At 39.8% G+C, this 18,733-nt stretch carries 12 protein-coding genes; 11 read left to right on the plus strand and 1 reads right to left on the minus strand.

All coding sequences use genetic code 11. The features are described 5' to 3' along the window. Window positions 1-257: 257 nt before the first annotated feature. The 8 genes from BM179_RS00165 (at window position 258) to BM179_RS00200 (ending at window position 13,648) form a co-directional block, all read left to right on the plus strand. Window positions 258-1,904, plus strand: coding sequence for a M14 family metallopeptidase (locus BM179_RS00165; protein WP_092010345.1), 1,647 nt, complete (start codon window positions 258-260; stop codon window positions 1,902-1,904). Window positions 1,905-1,966: 62 nt separating this feature from the next. Then, a complete protein-coding gene (locus tag BM179_RS00170) occupies window positions 1,967-3,712 on the plus strand; it encodes a M14 family metallopeptidase (protein ID WP_092010347.1) in 1,746 nt (581 codons plus the stop codon). Window positions 3,713-3,935: 223 nt separating this feature from the next. Beyond that, complete coding sequence (locus tag BM179_RS00175; RefSeq protein WP_143095103.1) at window positions 3,936-4,520, plus strand: RNA polymerase sigma-70 factor; 585 nt, start codon at window positions 3,936-3,938, stop codon at window positions 4,518-4,520. 94 nt (window positions 4,521-4,614) lie between these two features. Then, on the plus strand, window positions 4,615-5,643 hold the full coding sequence (locus tag BM179_RS00180) for a FecR family protein (protein WP_092010353.1): 1,029 nt from the start codon (window positions 4,615-4,617) through the stop codon (window positions 5,641-5,643). A 176-nt stretch (window positions 5,644-5,819) separates the two neighbouring features. After that, window positions 5,820-9,236 carry a SusC/RagA family TonB-linked outer membrane protein gene (locus tag BM179_RS00185; RefSeq protein WP_229632865.1) on the plus strand — a complete coding sequence of 1,139 codons (3,417 nt, stop codon included), beginning with the start codon at window positions 5,820-5,822 and terminating at the stop codon, window positions 9,234-9,236. 33 nt (window positions 9,237-9,269) lie between these two features. Continuing rightward, window positions 9,270-10,709 (plus strand): RagB/SusD family nutrient uptake outer membrane protein, encoded by a 1,440-nt coding sequence (locus tag BM179_RS00190; RefSeq protein WP_092010358.1) that lies wholly within the window; start codon window positions 9,270-9,272, stop codon window positions 10,707-10,709. Between the two features lie 110 nt (window positions 10,710-10,819). Then, window positions 10,820-11,533 carry an SGNH/GDSL hydrolase family protein gene (locus BM179_RS00195; protein WP_092011909.1) on the plus strand — a complete coding sequence of 238 codons (714 nt, stop codon included), beginning with the start codon at window positions 10,820-10,822 and terminating at the stop codon, window positions 11,531-11,533. Window positions 11,534-11,635: 102 nt separating this feature from the next. Continuing rightward, window positions 11,636-13,648 carry an FAD-dependent oxidoreductase gene (locus BM179_RS00200; RefSeq protein ID WP_092010361.1) on the plus strand — a complete coding sequence of 671 codons (2,013 nt, stop codon included), beginning with the start codon at window positions 11,636-11,638 and terminating at the stop codon, window positions 13,646-13,648. A gap of 68 nt (window positions 13,649-13,716) precedes the next feature. On the opposite strand, the gene BM179_RS00205 is transcribed toward BM179_RS00200, so the two are convergent. After that, window positions 13,717-14,781 (minus strand): SGNH/GDSL hydrolase family protein, encoded by a 1,065-nt coding sequence (locus BM179_RS00205; RefSeq protein ID WP_092010363.1) that lies wholly within the window; start codon window positions 14,779-14,781, stop codon window positions 13,717-13,719. Between the two features lie 394 nt (window positions 14,782-15,175). On the opposite strand from BM179_RS00205, the gene BM179_RS00215 reads away from it, so the two are divergent. The 3 genes from BM179_RS00215 to BM179_RS00225 all read left to right on the plus strand — a co-directional run bounded on the left by BM179_RS00215 (window position 15,176) and on the right by BM179_RS00225 (window position 18,717). Next, window positions 15,176-15,853, plus strand: coding sequence for a response regulator transcription factor (locus tag BM179_RS00215; RefSeq protein ID WP_092010369.1), 678 nt, complete (start codon window positions 15,176-15,178; stop codon window positions 15,851-15,853). Continuing rightward, entirely contained in the window at window positions 15,850-17,220 is a 1,371-nt protein-coding gene (locus BM179_RS00220; protein WP_092010372.1) for a sensor histidine kinase, read from the plus strand. Before BM179_RS00215 ends, BM179_RS00220 begins: the two co-directional genes overlap by 4 nt. 78 nt (window positions 17,221-17,298) lie before the next feature. Next, window positions 17,299-18,717 carry a TolC family protein gene (locus BM179_RS00225; RefSeq protein WP_092010375.1) on the plus strand — a complete coding sequence of 473 codons (1,419 nt, stop codon included), beginning with the start codon at window positions 17,299-17,301 and terminating at the stop codon, window positions 18,715-18,717. The last annotated feature ends 16 nt before the right edge of the window (window positions 18,718-18,733 follow it).

Below are 18,733 nucleotides of genomic sequence, written 5' to 3' on the forward strand. Positions count from 1 at the left end.
ATCATAAAGATACAAAGTTTCGGTAGCAGCCATTTTTGTTATAAAAGTTTTGCTTTCCCGCATTTTATCAACCAGTTTAGCTGAAGAGTATTTTACCGCATGAAATCCGGCTTATTCAATAGTCTGAAGTTTTTATCAGTCAATTTGTTGATTTCATCTCTCAATCAACTTTATAGGTCTCAACTCGTGTAAGTTTTATAGTAAATGTTTGAACTAAATACTATTTTGCGAAAAATTAAATTTTCATCCCAAACTCTATGAAAAAATTACTACTCATTTTTGGGCTATTGTCAGTTAATCAATTGGCAAATGCCCAGAATGCCTATCAGAATCACAGCCAGCTTACTTCAAGGTTAAAAGCTTTATCTGCCAGGTACGGCACAAATGCCTCCGTTCAGTCTATTGGAAAGAGTAAAGGCGGAAGGGATATCTGGGCTTTAACCATCGGAAAGGGAAATGTTTCTCAGAAACCTGCCATCGCCATTATTGCCGGGGTGGATGGGGCCCATCTGGCCGGAACGGAATTAGCGGTTCAGCTGGCAGAAAAGCTGCTTGGTTCAGCCAGTGATTCTGTTGCAAAATTATTTGATACCAAAACTTTTTATATCGTTCCGGGAGTTAATCCGGACGCACAGGAACAATATGCTGCCAAAGTTAAATTTGAACGCAGCGGTAATGATACAGATACTGATGATGACCGTGATGGCAGGATGAATGAAGATCCTTTTGAAGACCTTAACGGAGACGGATTAATTACCCAGATCAGAGTGGAAGATCCTGCCGGAACATATATTCTAAGTAAGGATGATCCGAGGGTATTAATTAAGGCCGATCCGGCAAAAGGTGAAATTGGAAAATACCTTTTAATTACAGAAGGTTTTGATAACGATAAAGACGGTTTATTTAATGAAGACGGGGTTGGTGGTGTAAATATCGATAAAAACACAACGTATGATTACCCTATCTTTGTAGCTGGTTCCGGAGAATATGCTGCCTCAGAGCCGGAAACGAGAGCTATTCTTGACTTTTTGTACAAGAATATTAACATTTTTGCCGTGCTGACTTTCGGGCCGGGTAATAACCTTACCGAAGCAGTGAAATTTGACAAATCGAAAACAACGAAAAGAATTATTACCGGTGTGCTGGAGAAAGATGCCGCAGTGGGAGAACTGGTTTCTAAATTATACAATTCCAAAACCGGCCTGAAAGATGCTCCAGTACTGCCTTTGACAAAAGGAAGTCTGGCGCAAACCATTTACTATCATTATGGACGGTTTAGCTTTGCCACACCGGGATGGTGGACACCAAAAACACTGGCTCCAAAAGATACCAGTAAGAAAGAATCACCTAAAGTACCTGCCACTGAAAATGAAGATATTAAATATCTGAAATGGGCTGAAGCACAGAAAATTCCAAATGTTTTTGTGAACTGGCAGGCAGTAAAGCATCCTGATTTTGCTGATAAAAAAGCTGAAGTAGGTGGAATTGCTCCTTTTGTGAAGTGGAACCCTCCGGTTAGTTTTCTGGCTGAAACTGCAGACAAACATTTGAAATTTTTAACCGCACTGGCAAACCAGATGCCGGAAATTCAATTGTTGAATGTACAATCCGAAGCGGTTTCTGCCGGACTTACCCGTATAACAGTACAAGTAATAAACAAAGGTTTGCTGCCTACTTCTGCTGAAATAGGAGATAAAGTAAGATGGGCTCAGAAGATTAAAACAGAGTTGAAATTGTCTGGGAATCAGGCTATTGTTTCCGGAAGGAAAATCAATTTAAGAAATGCGCTGGCTTCGGGAGAAGTGCAGGAATATACCTGGCTGATCAGTGGAAGCGGTTCCGTAACGATTGAGTCAGGGGTTCCGACGGCCGGGAGTAAAACGGTTTCTGTAAATCTTAAATAAAGAAAATCTGATTTCTGCCGGATAAATAATTTCAGGTTTGATTTCAATAACCAGCATTCAAAATGAAAAAATATATTTTTCTATTCTTTTTGTCATGTTCATTTTCGGTTTTTTCTCAGGAAAAAGCACAGAATGATGACCTTATTGGGCTAAGAGCCATAGGCTCTCCTGCTAACCCGAAAGTTAAAATGTCGTGGAATCATTACAATGACTACGCCATGATTTCCAGATTCTGTCAGGATCTGGCTAAAGCCTATCCTGACCTTGTGAAAATTGAATCTATGGGTAAGTCGTATCAGGGACGTGATATGTGGGTTTTAACTATCACAGATTTTAGAACCGGAACGGCAAACCGTAAACCAGGATTTTATATCGACGGCAATATCCATTCCAATGAGATTCAGGGAACAGAGGTTTCAATGTACACTGCCTGGTATCTGGCCGAAAGTTTTGCAAGTGTTCCTTTTGTAAAGCAATTATTACAGGATAAGGTTTTTTATATTACGCCAACAATTAACCCTGATGCTCGTGAGGATTTCCTGAAAAACCCGAATAATGCTAATTCTCCCCGTTCAGGCATGATGGCGCTGGATGATGACGGAGATGGTGTGGCTGATGAGGATAAATATGATGACCTCGACGGAGATGGTAACATTGTTTTGATGAGAAGGAAGTCGGCAACCGGAAGATGGAAAATTGATCCTGAGAATCCTCAGCGTATGATTCAGGTTAAGCAGGATGAAAAGGGCGATTATGAAATGCTGGGCTATGAGGGACTCGATAATGATGGAGACGGTCAGGTGAATGAAGATGTAACAGGATATTATGATCCGAACAGAGACTGGGGCTGGAACTGGCAGCCGGATTATATTCAAAGAGGGGCACTTTACTATCCCGGAACGCTTCCTGAAACGAAGAATATCAAGAACTTTGTTATGAATCATCCCAATATCGCCGGAGCGCAGAGTTACCATAATTACGGAGGAATGTTTCTGAGAGGTCCGGGTGCAGAGGAAGATGCGCCGTTTTATGTAGCCCAGGATGCCGCAGTGTATGATTATTTTGGCAAAATCGGAGAGAAGATGAACCCTGGGTATAAATATTTCGTGATTTACAAAGATTTATATACAGTTTACGGCGGAGAAATAGACTGGATGGCTTTAGGAAGAGGAATTTTTACTTTCTCGACAGAACTACTTACGTCATATAAGTTATTCAATAAAAATACTGAAGAAGGACGTTATCAGAACAATGAATTTGACGAGTTCAGCAAGCTTTTACTTTTTGATGATGCTTATGTTACCTGGAAACCATTTAAACATCCTCAATATGGTGATATTGAGATCGGGGGGCCTAAGAAAAACTATGTAAGAGCTCACCCTGGTTTTATGCTGGAAGAAGATGCGCACCGCAACATGGCTTTTACGATTCTTCATGCTTCACAGATGCCTAAACTGGAAGTACTGGATTTAAAACAAAAACCTCTGGCTGGCGGATTGACGGAAATTACAGCAACGATATTTAATCAGAAGGTAATTCCTACGCATTCTGCTCATGACGTAAAATACAAAATAGAGCGTCCTGACTATATTACCTTGAAAAACGCAAATGTAGTAGCAGGCATGCTGGTTGAAAATGAAGATTTGAATATTACCAAAGAACAGAAATTTACCCCTCAGACTTTGGAAGTTACTAATATCTCCGGTCTGGGTAATGTAAAAGTACGCTGGATTGTGAAGGGCAAAAGTGATAGATATACCGTGGAAGTGGATAGTGCCAAAGGCGGGTTAGCCAGCAAAACGTTCTGATTTTGCCAACTCCGTGGAAGCCTGAGAATATATCAACCGGATATGGTCTCAGGCTTCCACGTTTTAAAAAAGACTATTTCCTCAATAAGTAAAAGTCTTGAAAATTTCCTTTTTATTCAGAGAATAGTCTATTTTGTCATTAGAAAACACTACTTTTACGCTTTCTTTATTTTCGGGATTCAATAATGAATTTGTCTTTTCATCTCTTAATATCAGATTAAAGATGGCCCAGATGTTTCGTGCTTATACAGACTCAGAGCTGATTGCTTTAGTGAAATCGAATGAAGTAAAGGCTTTTGATGAGCTTTACCGAAGGTATTTCAATAAATTGTATAATCATGCCTATGAAAAACTTCATGACAGATTTATGGCCCAGGAAACGGTTCAGGATCTTTTTGTTGAATTCTGGCAAAAAAGACATGAAATAGAAATTTCCCAGTCAGTTCCGGCCTATTTGTTTATTTCCATCCGCAACCTGGCTATTAATCAGTTAAAAAAACAACTCGCCTACCAGAAGCATACCGAAAAATTCTCCCTCCTGAAAGGTGATAGCACCAATGAAACCAATGAGCAGATTGCAATCAACGATCTTCAGGAATCCTATCATCAGGCTTTAGCCCATCTCCCGGAAAAATGCCGTGAAGTATTCACGCTAAGCAGAAATGGCTATTCAAATGTTGAAATAGCCGAAAAACTTGGCATTTCTCCCAAAACCGTAGAACAACATATTACCAAAGCACTTCGCATCATGCGATTGTTGCTGAAAACGCATATGAATCTGCTCTGGCTTTTTCTTTTTGTAAAATAATTTAAAATTTTTCCATTCAGACTAAGGGTAAACACTTTCGGGAACTGACATAGATACAAAAGGAATTCATTCAAGAAAACTTTGTACTTTTTGCATGCAGAATAAAAATCAGATTGACCCGGAGCTGCTCAATAAATACCTGGAAGGAAAATGTTCTGAGGAGGAAACAAAATTCGTAGAAAACTGGTACAATTCCATTCAGGGAAATAAAGATTATTTATCCGCACTTTCTGCACTTGACCGCAGTGTACTGGAAGCAGAAACGCTTGATAATATACATCAACGTTTAGACCTGACAGTTCACGGAGAAAGGCAGGTTTTCCGCTTTAATAAATCCCTGGCCTGGTCTCTGGGAATAGCTGCTTCTGTATTGCTGGTTCTCGGGATTTTATGGATATATAATCCTGAAAGGCAATTGGGAGATACCTTGCTTTCTAAGGTTTCGGGAGAGAACGTTAAAATGATTCGCTTTGTCAATACCCAGACTCAGCTGTTTCAATACCACCTTCCGGATGGTACAAAAGTCTGGCTGCATCCACAGGCGGCAATAGAATATCCCGAGGCTTTTGAAGCAAATGAGCGAAAAGTTTCTTTTAAAGGAGAAGGATTCTTTGAGGTTTTCCGGGATGCAAAAAGACCTTTTTATATCAAAAGTGATAACATGCTTATCCGTGTATTGGGTACCAGTTTTAACGTTAAAGCAAAACCCAATCAGTCTATTTTTAATGTATCAGTTGTAACCGGAAGCGTTTCGGTAAAAGGGATAAAAGATGATAGTAAAAACCTCGGAGTTATTCTGAAACCCAGAGAAGAGGTTTTTTATGACATAAAGTCCAACAGATTAACCGTTTCAAGAATTGCTGAAAAACCACAGAGAGAAATTTATGAACCTGTTTCAATCCAGTTCAATGAAACTCCGGTTAAAGAGGTACTGGAACAGTTAGAGAAGAAATTTAATGTAAAAATAGAAGTATTCAATCAGGCTGTTTTTAAATGCCGTTTGACTGCTGATTTCAATAATCAATCATTGCCCGTAATTCTTGAGTTACTCTGTACTTCGTTAGATGCCACCTACACGTTTTCGGAAGGAACTTTGATTTTAGAAGGAGCGGGATGTGATTAATATTTTCCCATAAAAATATGATCGTAAGAAAAGCCAAGCCCCCACCCTAAAAAACAGGCGTGTGCCACCACGCCCATTATCCGATTTTTAAATTTCACTCCCTGAAATAACCCTTAGTCCTACCTTTGGGTCGGGAGCTCCATGTTTTATCCGTTAAATATCAGACCATCAAAATTATGCAAAAAATTACAATTAATCAGTCAATTAATTGGCTAAAAATTATGCGTATCAGTTTGTTACAATGGGTTTTTATCGTTACGCTGGCAAGTGTAAGCTATGCCCGTGAAAGTGCTGCCCAGGCTGTGTTGAATACTGAAATAAGTATTAATCTGAATAATGTTTCCCTGAAAGAAGCTTTTAATCTTATTCAGGAAAAAACACATGTCAAATTTGTTTATAGTACAAGGATCAGACTGGATGAGAAAGTAAGTCTTTCCGTAGAAAATGTGCGGCTGATGCTTGTACTGAATCGTTTATTGCAATCGAAGAATATTGAATACCGGGTAATAAATGAACAAATCGTTCTGACAAAAAGTAAGGAAAAAAGGGCTTCCATAGAGCCTGTTCTGCTCGACGGTGAGAACGTGATCGATATCCTGGATATTTCCGTTAAAGGAAAAGTTACAGATGCCCAGACTCATGAACCGCTGCCGGGAGTAAATATCATAATAAAGGGTACGCAGAAAGGAGTGATCTCAAATAGTGAAGGGAATTTCTCAATTGCGGTACCTGGTAAGAATAGTGTGCTGGTTTTCAGTTCGGTAGGGTATCAGATTATGGAAGTGCCTGTTGAAAATAAGACACAGATAAATGTAAGTTTAAAGACCGATAATACCTCGCTCAATGAAGTTGTAGTGGTAGGTTACGGCACTCAGAAGAAGACGGACCTTACCGGAGCGGTTTCAACGGTTTCGGTAGATGAAATGAAGAAAGTGGCAGTTACTTCATTGGATCAGGCATTACAGGGCCGGGCAGCAGGTGTACAGATTACACAAAATTCGGCCGCACCCGGAGCTACCACAACCATCAGAATCAGAGGAGGTAACTCTATTCAGGGAGATAATGAGCCGCTTTATGTGATTGACGGAATCCCTTTTAAAAACGACGGAGCAGATAACAGTACCAGTTTTAATGTATTAAGTACCCTGAATCCAAGTGACATAGAGTCGATCAGTGTTTTAAAAGATGCTTCTTCTACTGCAATTTATGGCTCGAGAGGAGCAAACGGAGTAATTATTGTTACCACCAAAAGAGGAAAAGCGGGAAAATCAACCATCAATTTTGAAACTTATTATGGTACACAAAGTGTAAGAAAGAAATATGGCGTACTGAATGCTTCTCAATATGCTGCTTTTGTAAATGATGCCAATACCAATGATGGCCGCCCGGCAGTTTATACTCCGGATCAGGTAGCTGCTTTCGGACAGGGAACCGACTGGCAGGATCAGATTTTCAGGTCTGCCCCCATTGCTAATTATCAGCTTACCATGACCGGGGGAGACGAAAGAACTCAATATGCTATTTCAGGAGGATATTTTACCCAGAAAGGGATTGTCGTAAATTCAGACTTCAACCGTTATTCCTTCAGAGTTAACCTGGACAGAAAACTGACCGACAAAATAAAGGTAGGAACCAGTCTGAATATCAGCCGTACTTATACCAATCAGGCCAGAACTGGTGGCGACCTGGGAAGTGCAGGGCTGGTAACCATGAATGCGCTTCAGTTTCCTCCGATTCTGCCGGTTTATAATCCTGACGGGACTTACCTTGTAAACAGCCCTTTATTGACTTTTATTGCCGATAACCCTGCTGCACTTGTAAATGATAGCCGGAGTATTAATACCTCGAACCGGATATTCGGAAATGTATTTGGTGAATATCAGGTGATTAATGGGTTGACTTTAAAAGTGTTATTTGGAATAGATGGCATTATTTCCAAGCTTGACAGCTATCTTCCCAGAAGTGTGCAGAGCGGGTTGTCTCAGGGTGGGGCAGGTTATATTGGAAACAGCCAGTCAATCACCTGGTTAAATGAAAACCTGCTGACTTATTCCAAAACACTTGCAAAAGATCATAACCTGACAGTGTTACTGGGATTTACCCAGCAGGCTAATCGTGTGGAAAATTCTTCTGCTTCTGCCCGCAACTTCGTAAATGACAACCTGGGTTCCGGAAATCTTGGTTCCGGTTCAGTACCTCTTATTCCTTCTTCAGGTATCGGAACATGGGGACTGCAATCTTATCTGGCCAGAGTAAATTACGCCTGGAAAGAAAAATACCTTTTTACAGCTTCTCTGAGGTCAGACGGTTCTTCAAGATTCGGAGCTAATAAAAGATACGGATATTTCCCTTCTGCTGCTTTCGCCTGGAGGGCTTCTGAGGAGTCTTTTATGAAAAACGCCACTTATATCAGCGATCTGAAAGTCAGAACTTCTATTGGTACTACCGGAAATCAGGACGGCATTGGAAATTATCCTGCCAACTCATTGCTGGGAACACAGAATTATATTCTGGGAGGAGCTGTTTCGACAGGTATCGGCCCTTCGCAGGTAGCGAATCCCGATTTATCATGGGAGACTACTACTCAGTCTGACTTTGGTATTGACGTAGGTTTCCTGAAAAACAGGTTTACACTTACCGCCGATGTTTACCTGAAAAGAACCAGAGACCTTTTGTTAAATGTCACGATTCCGAGTACTTCCGGATATACCAGCGCACTGAAAAATATCGGGGAAGTTGAGAATAAAGGGATTGAAATAGGAATTTCATCCAGAAACCTTACCGGAGCATTCAAATGGACAACAGATTTTAACTATGCTTCTAATCAGAATACTGTATTGTCAATCGGGGGAGCTCCACAGATTTTTGCAGGACAAGTAGCTAATATTGCCCAGAATGTCAATTCAGGAATTATCAGAGTAGGTGAGCCATTAGGTTCTTTCTACGGATATGTTACGAATGGCCTTTATCAGAGTGCTGATGAAGTGGCGGCTTTATCTGATCCGCTTGGAAAGAAACCGGGAGACAGAAAATATATGGACCTGAACGGTGATAAGAAAATTGATGATAATGACCGGACAATCATCGGAAGAGCACAGCCTAAATTTATCGGAGGTATTACAAACACGTTTTCTTATAAAGGTCTTGAACTTACAGTATTTCTTCAGGGAGTATATGGCAACAGCATACTGAATGCCAATCGGTTTGAGCTGGAATACCTGAGTGGTACAAATAACCAGGATATTGATGTGCTGAACCGCTGGACTCCGACAAATACAAATACCGATATTCCAAGAGCCACAGCCAGCAGACCAGCTAACCGGATTTCTACCCGTCAGATTGAAGACGGTTCTTATCTGAGATTGAAAAATGTTCAATTAGCTTATAATTTTCCAGATACTATTCTTGACAAATTAAAACTGAGATCCCTGCGGGTATATGCAACTGCACAGAACTTTGTTACCTGGACGGCCTATTCAGGTTATGATCCGGAGGTGAACCGTTTTGGACAGGATGGACGCAGTCAGGGATTTGACTACGGAAGTTATCCCGCAGCCAAAACATTAATGTTTGGGTTAAATGTAGGTTTCTAGACAGTTTAAATTTGACAAAATCATTTGAGAGATATGAAAAACATAACAATACTTTCATTATTCATATTAATATCAGGACTGGCATCATCCTGTGAGGTGTTGAACCAGAAACCGGAATCCAGTTTTATGCCGGATAATTTCTATAAAAATTCGGCCGATGCTATTGCTGCCATGAGCAGTACTTATGACCCGTTAAATTCCCCGAACATGTATGGTCAGGTTATGTGGATTATTCAGGATCAATCTACCGATGATGCTGAATGGGGAAATGGAAGAAACACAGCAAATCAGGCTAAAAATGATCTGGATAAGTATACTTTTACGCCCACTACGTCCACATTTCAATCATTATGGACAACTGTTTATCAGGGTATTAACAGATCTAATGCAGTTATAGGCAGAGTGCCGGCTATTTCGATGGATACAGATTTAAAGAACCGTTTGATTGCAGAAGCTAAGTTTATGCGTGGTTTTTACTATTTCACCCTGGTCAGACTTTTTGGAGGAGTGCCTTTGGTACTGAAGGAAACAACTTCTTTGAATGACCTGGCTGTTGCCCGGGAAACAGATGAAAATGTGTATAAACAGATTATTCAGGATTTTACCGAAGCAGAGAATGTCCTGCCTGTAAGTTATTCGGGAGCCGATAAAGGCAGAGCTACCAAAGGAGCAGCAAAGGCTTTTCTGGCAAAAGTTTATCTTACCCGTCAGGAATGGGCGAAATCTTCTGCCAAAGCGAAAGAAGTAATAGATCTTGGCGTTTACGACCTCTGGACAAATTATGCAGATGCTTTTGTCATCGGAAATAAAAACGGGAAAGAGGCTGTTTTCGAGGTGCAGGCACTTGGCGGAGGTTTTGGAGAAGGTAGTTTTATGGCCGGATATATGCGTCCGACCTTTGATAAAGTTAACGGAGTGGGAGGTTTCGGAGATGACCCGGCTACCGAAAACCTATATAATGCTTACAAACCGACAGACAAACGCCGGGATATTACACTGCGACTTTATTCTGCTACCGGAAACCCCGCTGCGCCTGCCAGTGTAATTTATCCCTGTTATGTAGCAAAATACCTTGATCCTTCATCTACTTCTCAGGGAGATGGCAGTAATAATTATCCGATTATCCGCTACTCAGATGTATTGCTGATGTATGCAGAAGCACTTAATGAGCAAGCTGCTAATAATTCCGAAGCATATAAAAGCATTAACCGGATTCGCAGCAGAGCGGGTTTAGCAAACCTTACAGAAAATCTTAGTCAGGCGCAGTTCCGCGACAGCGTTTTAGTAGAAAGAAGGCTGGAACTGGCATTTGAAGGCCATCGTCGCTATGATCTGATGAGAACCAAACGTCTTTTAAGTGCTATGAAAGCTCAGAATCCCTCTATTCTTGTGGAGGACAGACATTATTTATTGCCGATTCCTCAGGGAGAAAGAGATGTGAATCCTAAACTGGAACAGAATCCCGGATATTAATTTTCCGGTAAACAAAAATACCTGATTACCTCCTGCCTGTGAAGAAGGGTTTTTTCGGAAGCCCTTCTGTTTTCCGAAAAGAGAAAGGGTATTTTACAAATGAATTAACTATGCTTCGTCGAAAATTTTTACAAACTTCTCTGGCTATTCCGATCGCCTTGAAAAAACCTGTAAAAGTTACAGGAATGACAGAAACAATTGAGGTTATTAATGCGGGAGTCGGAGGAAATAATACAATTGATTTATTGAACAGAATTGAGAAAGATTGTATGGCCCATCACCCCGATCTTACGATTCTGATGATTGGAACAAATGACATGAACAGCCGGAAATATATTCCTTTGGCTGAATATGAAACTAATCTTCGGAAAATCATCGGAATAATAAAGCAATCGGGCAGCCGTATTTTACTCATGACGATTTTACCAGTTTATGAGCCCTATCTTTTTAAAAGGCATAACCCTGATTTTTACCAACCGGAAGGGCATTTTCAAAGAAAGGCTAAAGTCAATGAATTAATCAGAAAACTGGCTCTGGAATACGATCTTCAATTCCTTGATATTCACCAGGTTTTTCAGAAAATCGGGAATGTCGGACTGAGTCCTGACAGTCTGATTAAAAATGAGGCAAATAGCCAGAGTACCGATGGTGTTCATCCGACTGCACAGGGATATAAAGTAATTGCCACAGCAGTTTATGCTTATCTGTCAGATAAATTTAAGTCGGGGAAAATCGTTTGTTTTGGTGACAGCATCACCATAGGAGACGGGAAAGCGGAGGGGGAGAATTACCCGGCTTATCTGAAAAAAATGCTGAATAACTAAGGACCTGAAATTTTATGCTAATGTATTAATTGAATTATTTACAGGAAATACAATCCGGAAATGCCTTTTGGAATATTTCCGGAATTTTGAACCATTCAGACTATGAAGAAAACCGCATTATTTTTTATTTTATTTGTCAATACCTTGACATTATCTGCTCAAAAAGCTGAAACAGAAGTGGATATTTGTGTATATGGAGGAAATGCAGCCGGAGTAATTACAGCTTATACTGCTCAGAAAGCAGGAAAATCTGTGATTTTAATTGAGCCGGGCAACCACCTGGGAGGACTTACCACCGGGGGGCTGGGTTATACCGATATCGGGAATAAATTTGCGATAACGGGCATAGCAAGAGACTTTTACAGAAGGATTGGTAAACATTATGGCAAGTTTGAACAATGGATTTTTGAACCTCATGTGGCTGAGCATATTTTATTGGATTATATTAAGAGAGCTCAGGTAAAGGTTTTGTATGGGCATAGGTTAAATTCCCTGAAAAAACAAGGGAAAGTCATTCAGGAAATTACCCTTGAAAACAGTAAAAATCCTTCAATGACGACTAACCGGAAGATCAAAGCAAAAATGTTCATTGATTGTACTTATGAAGGAGACTTAATGGCAAAAGCTAAAGTAAGTTATACGGTTGGGAGAGAAGATAATCAAACCTTTCATGAAACCTATAATGGCGTACAATTGATGGAAAAGCATCAGTTTCCGGATGGAATTGATCCTTATAAAATTGAAGGGAAACCGGAAAGCGGTCTGGTCTGGGGAGTTTCAGATGAAAAACTTTTACCTGCCGGAACCGGGAATAAAAATGTACAGGCTTATAATTTCAGAATATGCCTGACAAAAGATGTTTCTAATCAGATACCGATTGGTAAACCTGAAGGTTATGATTCAACTAAATATGAATTATTACTAAGGGTTTTTAACAAAATGAAACCCAAAAATCTCGCTCAGTATTTGAAATTTGATTTTATGCCGAATCAAAAGACTGACATCAATAATAACGGCCCGTTTTCAACGGATATGATCGGAATGAATTATGAATTCCCTGAAGCTGATTATCAGCAAAGGGCAGAAATTCAGAAAAATCATGAATTATACATCAAAGGCTTACTGTATTTTATCGGAAACGATGCCAGAATTGAAGAACATTTGAGAAAGGAAATGAAAAGCTACGGTTATCCGAAAGATGAATACACTGACAATGGAAACTGGTCTCCCCAAATGTATGTAAGAGAAGCCCGAAGAATGGTAGGAGCTTATGTGATGACCCAGGCCAATTGTCAGGGAAAAGAAGTGGTTACCGACGGTGTTGGAATGGCTGCCTACACGATGGATTCTCATAATTGTCAGAGACTTGTTATTGAGAAAAATGGGGTGAAAATGGTCAAAAATGAAGGTGATGTGCAGGTAGGTGGATTTCCTCCATATCCGATTTCGTATCGTTCTTTAATTCCCAAAGCCTCTGAAGTTTCAAATTTGCTGGTTCCGGTTTGTATGTCTGCTTCACATATTGCATATGGTTCTATTCGGATGGAACCTGTTTTTATGGTACTGGGCCAATCTTCTGCCTTAGCAGCAAGTCTGGCTATTGACCATCATACCTCTGTTCAGGAAATAGAAATAGGGAAGCTGCAAAAAATGTTAAAAACCGATCCTTTATCCGATGGAAGTATTGCAGAAATTTTGGTAGATGATGCAAATACCGGAAATGTAAAACTGATCGGAAGCTGGGAAAAGGAAACCACCAATCGCGGAGCTTATGGTTCTTCGATGCTTTCAGATGAAAGTAAGGGGAAAGAAGAGAAATCGGTCCGTTTTATTCCGGAAATTGTCAAAAACGGAAAATATCAGGTATATGTTTATGTTCCTAAAGTTCAGCAATCCACCTCAAAAACATTAGTAACCGTATTTGACGGGAAAGGCATGAATGAAGTTAATATCGACCATGCCAAACTGGTTGTTGAAGGGCAGACTTCCGGTGAATGGGTTGGTTTGGGGGCTTATACATTTCCTAAAGGTAATCAGAGTTTTGTAGAAATTTCCAATAAATCAGCAGATGGGAAAGTGGTGGCAGACGCAGTTTTGTTTGTTCCTGCCGAATAGTTTAACCAGAAATGTAAACAGAGAAGCCTGAGACAGGTCTCAGGCTTCTCTGTTTTTTAAGCAGTAAATTAATGTACTAATTTCTTTTCAATCAGAAAATCAGCCAGTGTTTTAGCATATAATTGTGCCCCTTCTTCACTGAAATGGCAGATATCACAAAAGTAATTTTGGTTGCCCTGAATAATTTTCTGAATATCAAGATAGTAGAGCTCTGGATATTGCTGCACAAGTTTCCTGATAATGAGATTATGCGCTTCAATTCCTTTGCGGATATTTTCCGGTTTTCCCCATATATTGATAGAACAGGAATATTTGCAGTCGGCATAGTACTTTTTATCCTCTTGTCCTCCTGTTAACTGATAATCCGGAGGAAGGTAATAAGCATAACTCATCAATAATAAAGGTTCATGATACTGCTTTGATAAACTGATGATACCCGATAGATTACGTTCATAAGATTTTGCCGTTTTAATATCAGAACCATATTTTAAGAGTGTTTTATCCCTGACATCTCCGATGCTCAGAAACGTTTTTTTATGAATAACATTATCCACTTTGCTCAGGATATAATCAAAAACATAGGGAATAACCGTAAAATTCAGTTCAGGATGTTTTTGAATTCTGTAAATCTGATCGTACCACTTAAAATGAGAGTAATCCGGTTTAAATTCCACAGGACTGATATTATTGGCTCTGTTTTCATTGATGGCTTCATAGTATAAAACCAGATCAAAAGAATAACCTTTTTCGTGAAGTATCCGGTATTTTATATCATTGTCGAGAGAAGTATGTCCGGGAAATGCTACGTTAAATATGCGTATTTTATCAGTTTTCAATCTTTTGGAAAGAGAATCTTTTAACCTTTTTTCCATTCCGGACCAGTCCGGGCTGACTACAGAGCCTCCCAGAATTAAGATATCCTGATAATCATCATGTTGCGTAATACTCTCCCCCCGGATTTGTTTGAATGAGTCTCCGTATTCCCTTGCAAATAATACCTCTTTTGGCATCAGGAAAGGAAAGCCATTTAAGGCTAAAACTAAACGGAAAGCTAATTCAGTAAACAGCAGAAAAATAATAATCGTAATAAATGAGAAAATCAGATTCTTGTAATTTTTAGAATGACCAGGCATTAAGATTTTTTTAAATGTGTTAATTTGGTTCGAGTTAAATTAAACAGATGCAGAAAAACAGGTTCAGAAAAATAGATAGAAGCGAAGCATAAGTCATGATTGAAACCGATGAATAAACGCTGTCCGATTTTATCTGAAATCTATTATAAGTTGCAAATTTGGTATAAACACGGGGTAATTGCAACGTTATATAGGTATAAATACAATAATTTTTAGTTAGTGGCGCCGCAGGATTTTTCGGAATACCATTTGGTAACTATACGTTTGGTTTGGGTATTAAATTTTACAGATGAATTTCAGATTGTTAATTTTGAACGAAAGAATTCGTATTTAAACTATATTCCTGATAATTCGTCTGTTATTTTAGAAGACCTTACATTTCACCTGTCGCTTTATGAATATACTGCTTATTGAAGATGACCCTAAATTGGCCGGATTTATCCAGAAAGGCTTTCAAAGTGAGCAAATTTCTCTGGAAATTGCCTACGATGGATTAATCGGTCAGAGAATTCTGGAACAAAAGACTTTTGATGCAGTGATTCTTGATGTGAATCTTCCCGGAATTAATGGCTTTGATTTATGCAGATTTATCAAAAATAACTGGGCTTATACACCTGTAATGATGCTTACAGCGCTGGGAACATTACAGGATAAAGTGATGGGATTCCATTCCGGTGCAGACGATTATCTGGCAAAACCTTTTGAATTTGAAGAACTTTTACTGAGGATAAAGGCTTTGGCCCGGCGTAATCAGACTTTTGCGAATCGGTCTAAAGTGTTAAAAGTGAGTGATTTGGAGCTGGATACTGATAGCCAGCAGGTTCACCGTGCCGGACAGAGAATTGAGCTTACGAAAAGAGAATTTGAATTGCTCGAATACCTCATGCTGAATAAGGGAAAGATTGTCAGCCGGATTGATATTCTGGAAAAGGTCTGGAATCTGAATTTTGATACCAATACAAATGTCATCGATGTATATATCAATTACTTAAGAAGGAAAATAGACAAAGATTCTCCTGAAAAATTATTGCAGACTATTATTGGCAGAGGCTATTCTTTGAGAGAACCATGACTATCAAACAGAAAATAACCATTGCATTTACCCTGATTGTAGCGGCTATTCTGGTGCTGTTTTCTTTTTATGTGTATTACTCTTACGAAGATTACCGGCAGGATTTGATTTATGAAAGGCTTTTTGCCCGTGCGGAAGCTACCCGTCAGATTTTACAGAATGATTCTGTTTTCAGAAAAGATATATTTTTCTCACTCAACGATCAGTATGAAGCTGTTTATGATGAGGGAAATAATCTGGTTGTCTCAACTGCCGAATCGTCAGATTATGTTCCGGAAGATTCATTTTTGCAGCTGGTCCGGAGTCAGAAAAAATACAGATTCGAATACCGTAATCCCAAATTTGAATTTAAGAAAGAAGGCGTAGCTTTTGCCTATTTCCATAATGGGAAAATCTTTGTTGCCATAGTGACTGCCTACGACCTGAACGGACGGAATATGAGCAATACACTAAGATACTCCTTACTTTTCGGAAATCTGCTGGCCTTAATTATCATTGGCATAACAGGCTATTTCTTCTCAAAAAAAGCTTTAAGCCCCTTTGACCAGATCATTCACCAGATTGACGGAACGGATGTTTCAGGTTTTGGTTTCAGGGTAAAATACAGCGATAAAAACGATGAAGCCTCCTGGCTTGCAGCATCTTTTAATCAGTTACTTGAAAAGATTCAGCATTTGGGCGAAAACCAAAAACATTTCATTTCTTATGCCTCTCATGAGCTGCGGACACCTCTCACAGTTATAAAAGGCGTTTTGCAAACTTCTCTGGCATATGACAGAAAGGATGATGAATGGAAAAAAAGTACAGTGGAAGCGATAGGAGAGGTAAACCGGACGATAGATCTGGCAAATAACCTGCTGCTGCTGGCTGAAGTAGAAGGACTTCATGCCAGTCCGGACAAATCAGATCTTGACCCGATAGAGATGCTGATGGATACCATATCTTATATTAATCATAAATATCCTGAACAATTACTCAATTTTGAACTCAGTGACAGATTTTCAGGCGATAGTGTACAGGCTGTAATTTCGGGCTTCCCCCATTTACTGAGATCTGCCTTTGTGAATGTGCTGGATAATGCCTGTAAGTACTCTGATTTTAAACCCGTGGATATTTTTCTTGACAAAGAAGAGGAAAAAATCGTGCTGAAGGTAATAGACAAAGGAATGGGTATTTTACCCTCTGATATGGAAAATATCTTTCTGCCAATGATGCGGGGGCAAAACAGCCATCATGTAAGGGGGTTCGGCGTTGGACTAACCCTGGTTCAGGAGATTGTTAAAATTCATGACGGAAGCATTCACCTTACCTCTGTGCCGCATGAAGGAACTATTGTAACGATTATTCTTCCTCTCAAACATTTCTAATCGTATTCTAATCTCTTTCTTAGCCCTCTCTTAAGTAAGGAAATTAACTTCGGCACAGTATTTAAATCAAGCTGTGTCATGATTCAATCCTGTAAAAGTGTTTTGGCTGTAATAATTGCTCTGCTGGCAGTTACGGCAGTCAACGCTCAAAAGATTCCTGAAATATTAAGCCTGGATAACGCAATAGATATTGCGGTTAAATCTTATCCCTCACTTAAAGCGAAACTCGCAGAAATAGAAGCAGGGAAATCTGAGGCCGAAGCAAGAAAAGTTAATTATGCTCTTCCGGGCATTGCCTGGCAGGCACAGGCACTTTATGCTACTTCCAATCAGGTGCGGGGTACATATTATCCGCTGGAAGGAACGGCCATCCCGACTTCAGGTTCGATTAAGACTAATGGTTTTACTTCTGATGCAGTCTGGAGTAGTTTAAGTTCTGTCCTGGTTAATTACAAACTGGCAAATTTTGGCAGAAAAAAAGCGGAAAAAGATTATGCTGAGGCAGGAATTCAACAGGCAAATGCAGATTATGAGCGGGAGCTATTTGAACATAAAGTAAAAGTAACGGATGCATATTTGCTGAGTCTGGTATTTGAAGGAGCGGTGAAAGTACAGGAAAATACTTTGACCAGAACACAGGCATATTATGATGTGGTTATGGCAGGAGCACAGGCCGGACTAAGATCCGGTGTAGATAGTTCTCTGGCAAAGGCAGAGCTTTCAAAAGCTAATATACTTTTACTGGAAAGCCGCAAAATGGCAAGCCAGCAGAAGATCAGATTGGCTGAGTTACTTGGGTTTGATAATGGTAACTTTCAGTTGGCCGGAGAAAAGTTTAATGAAGCATTGCCCGAAGTGTCGTCAGAAGAAAGTCCATCATGGCAAAGTACAAATCCTATTCTGAAATTTTACCAGAAACAGGTTGATTTCAGTCTTGCAAAAGCCCGTATAATCTCAAAATCTTCAATGCCTTCTATCATGGCAGTTGGCGCTGCCTGGGCAAAAGGTTCAGGAATTAATGACAGGACTGATGCAGATGGCAATTTTATTTATAATTCATCCTTATCCGGTCTGGGATTCAGAGCTTATGATTACATGCTTGGTTTTACCACACTCTGGAAAATATCGGATATTTTCAGAACAAAGCATGAATTTAAGGCCCAGCAGTTCAGAACTAAAAGTTATCAGGAACAATATAATCAGAATCTGCTCCGGTTGAAAGGCCAGCAGGAAGATGCCGGTCTTCAATACCGGCAGGCTCTGGAGATTGTCCGGCAGACGCCTTTGCAACTGAATGCTGCACAATCGGCCTACAATCAGGCAGATTCACGTTATCAGGCAGGTTTATCGAACATTTTTGAGCTTACACAGGCTGTGACAGTATTGAATCGGGCAGAAATAGATCAGGTAATTGCCAGAAATAATGTATGGCGGGCTGCATTGCTCAAATCTGCGGCAAAAGGGGATTTGTCAGATTTTCTTAATCAGATAAAATAGTCTAAAGAACTTAATC

Source organism: Pseudarcicella hirudinis, from assembly GCF_900115665.1.
Classification (GTDB): Bacteria; Bacteroidota; Bacteroidia; order Cytophagales; family Spirosomataceae; genus Pseudarcicella; species Pseudarcicella hirudinis.

Bases quoted from the DNA above. Each gene is read 5' to 3' on its own strand.
- BM179_RS00165 (WP_092010345.1), top strand. From the start codon at position 258: ATGAAAAAATTACTACTCATTTTTGGGCTATTGTCAGTTAATCAATTG.
- BM179_RS00170 (WP_092010347.1), top strand. From the start codon at position 1,967: ATGAAAAAATATATTTTTCTATTCTTTTTGTCATGTTCATTTTCGGTT.
- BM179_RS00175 (WP_143095103.1), top strand. From the start codon at position 3,936: ATGGCCCAGATGTTTCGTGCTTATACAGACTCAGAGCTGATTGCTTTA.
- BM179_RS00180 (WP_092010353.1), top strand. From the start codon at position 4,615: ATGCAGAATAAAAATCAGATTGACCCGGAGCTGCTCAATAAATACCTG.
- BM179_RS00185 (WP_229632865.1), top strand. From the start codon at position 5,820: ATGCAAAAAATTACAATTAATCAGTCAATTAATTGGCTAAAAATTATG.
- BM179_RS00190 (WP_092010358.1), top strand. From the start codon at position 9,270: ATGAAAAACATAACAATACTTTCATTATTCATATTAATATCAGGACTG.
- BM179_RS00195 (WP_092011909.1), top strand. From the start codon at position 10,820: ATGCTTCGTCGAAAATTTTTACAAACTTCTCTGGCTATTCCGATCGCC.
- BM179_RS00200 (WP_092010361.1), top strand. From the start codon at position 11,636: ATGAAGAAAACCGCATTATTTTTTATTTTATTTGTCAATACCTTGACA.
- BM179_RS00205 (WP_092010363.1), bottom strand. From the start codon at position 14,781: ATGCCTGGTCATTCTAAAAATTACAAGAATCTGATTTTCTCATTTATT.
- BM179_RS00215 (WP_092010369.1), top strand. From the start codon at position 15,176: ATGAATATACTGCTTATTGAAGATGACCCTAAATTGGCCGGATTTATC.
- BM179_RS00220 (WP_092010372.1), top strand. From the start codon at position 15,850: ATGACTATCAAACAGAAAATAACCATTGCATTTACCCTGATTGTAGCG.
- BM179_RS00225 (WP_092010375.1), top strand. From the start codon at position 17,299: ATGATTCAATCCTGTAAAAGTGTTTTGGCTGTAATAATTGCTCTGCTG.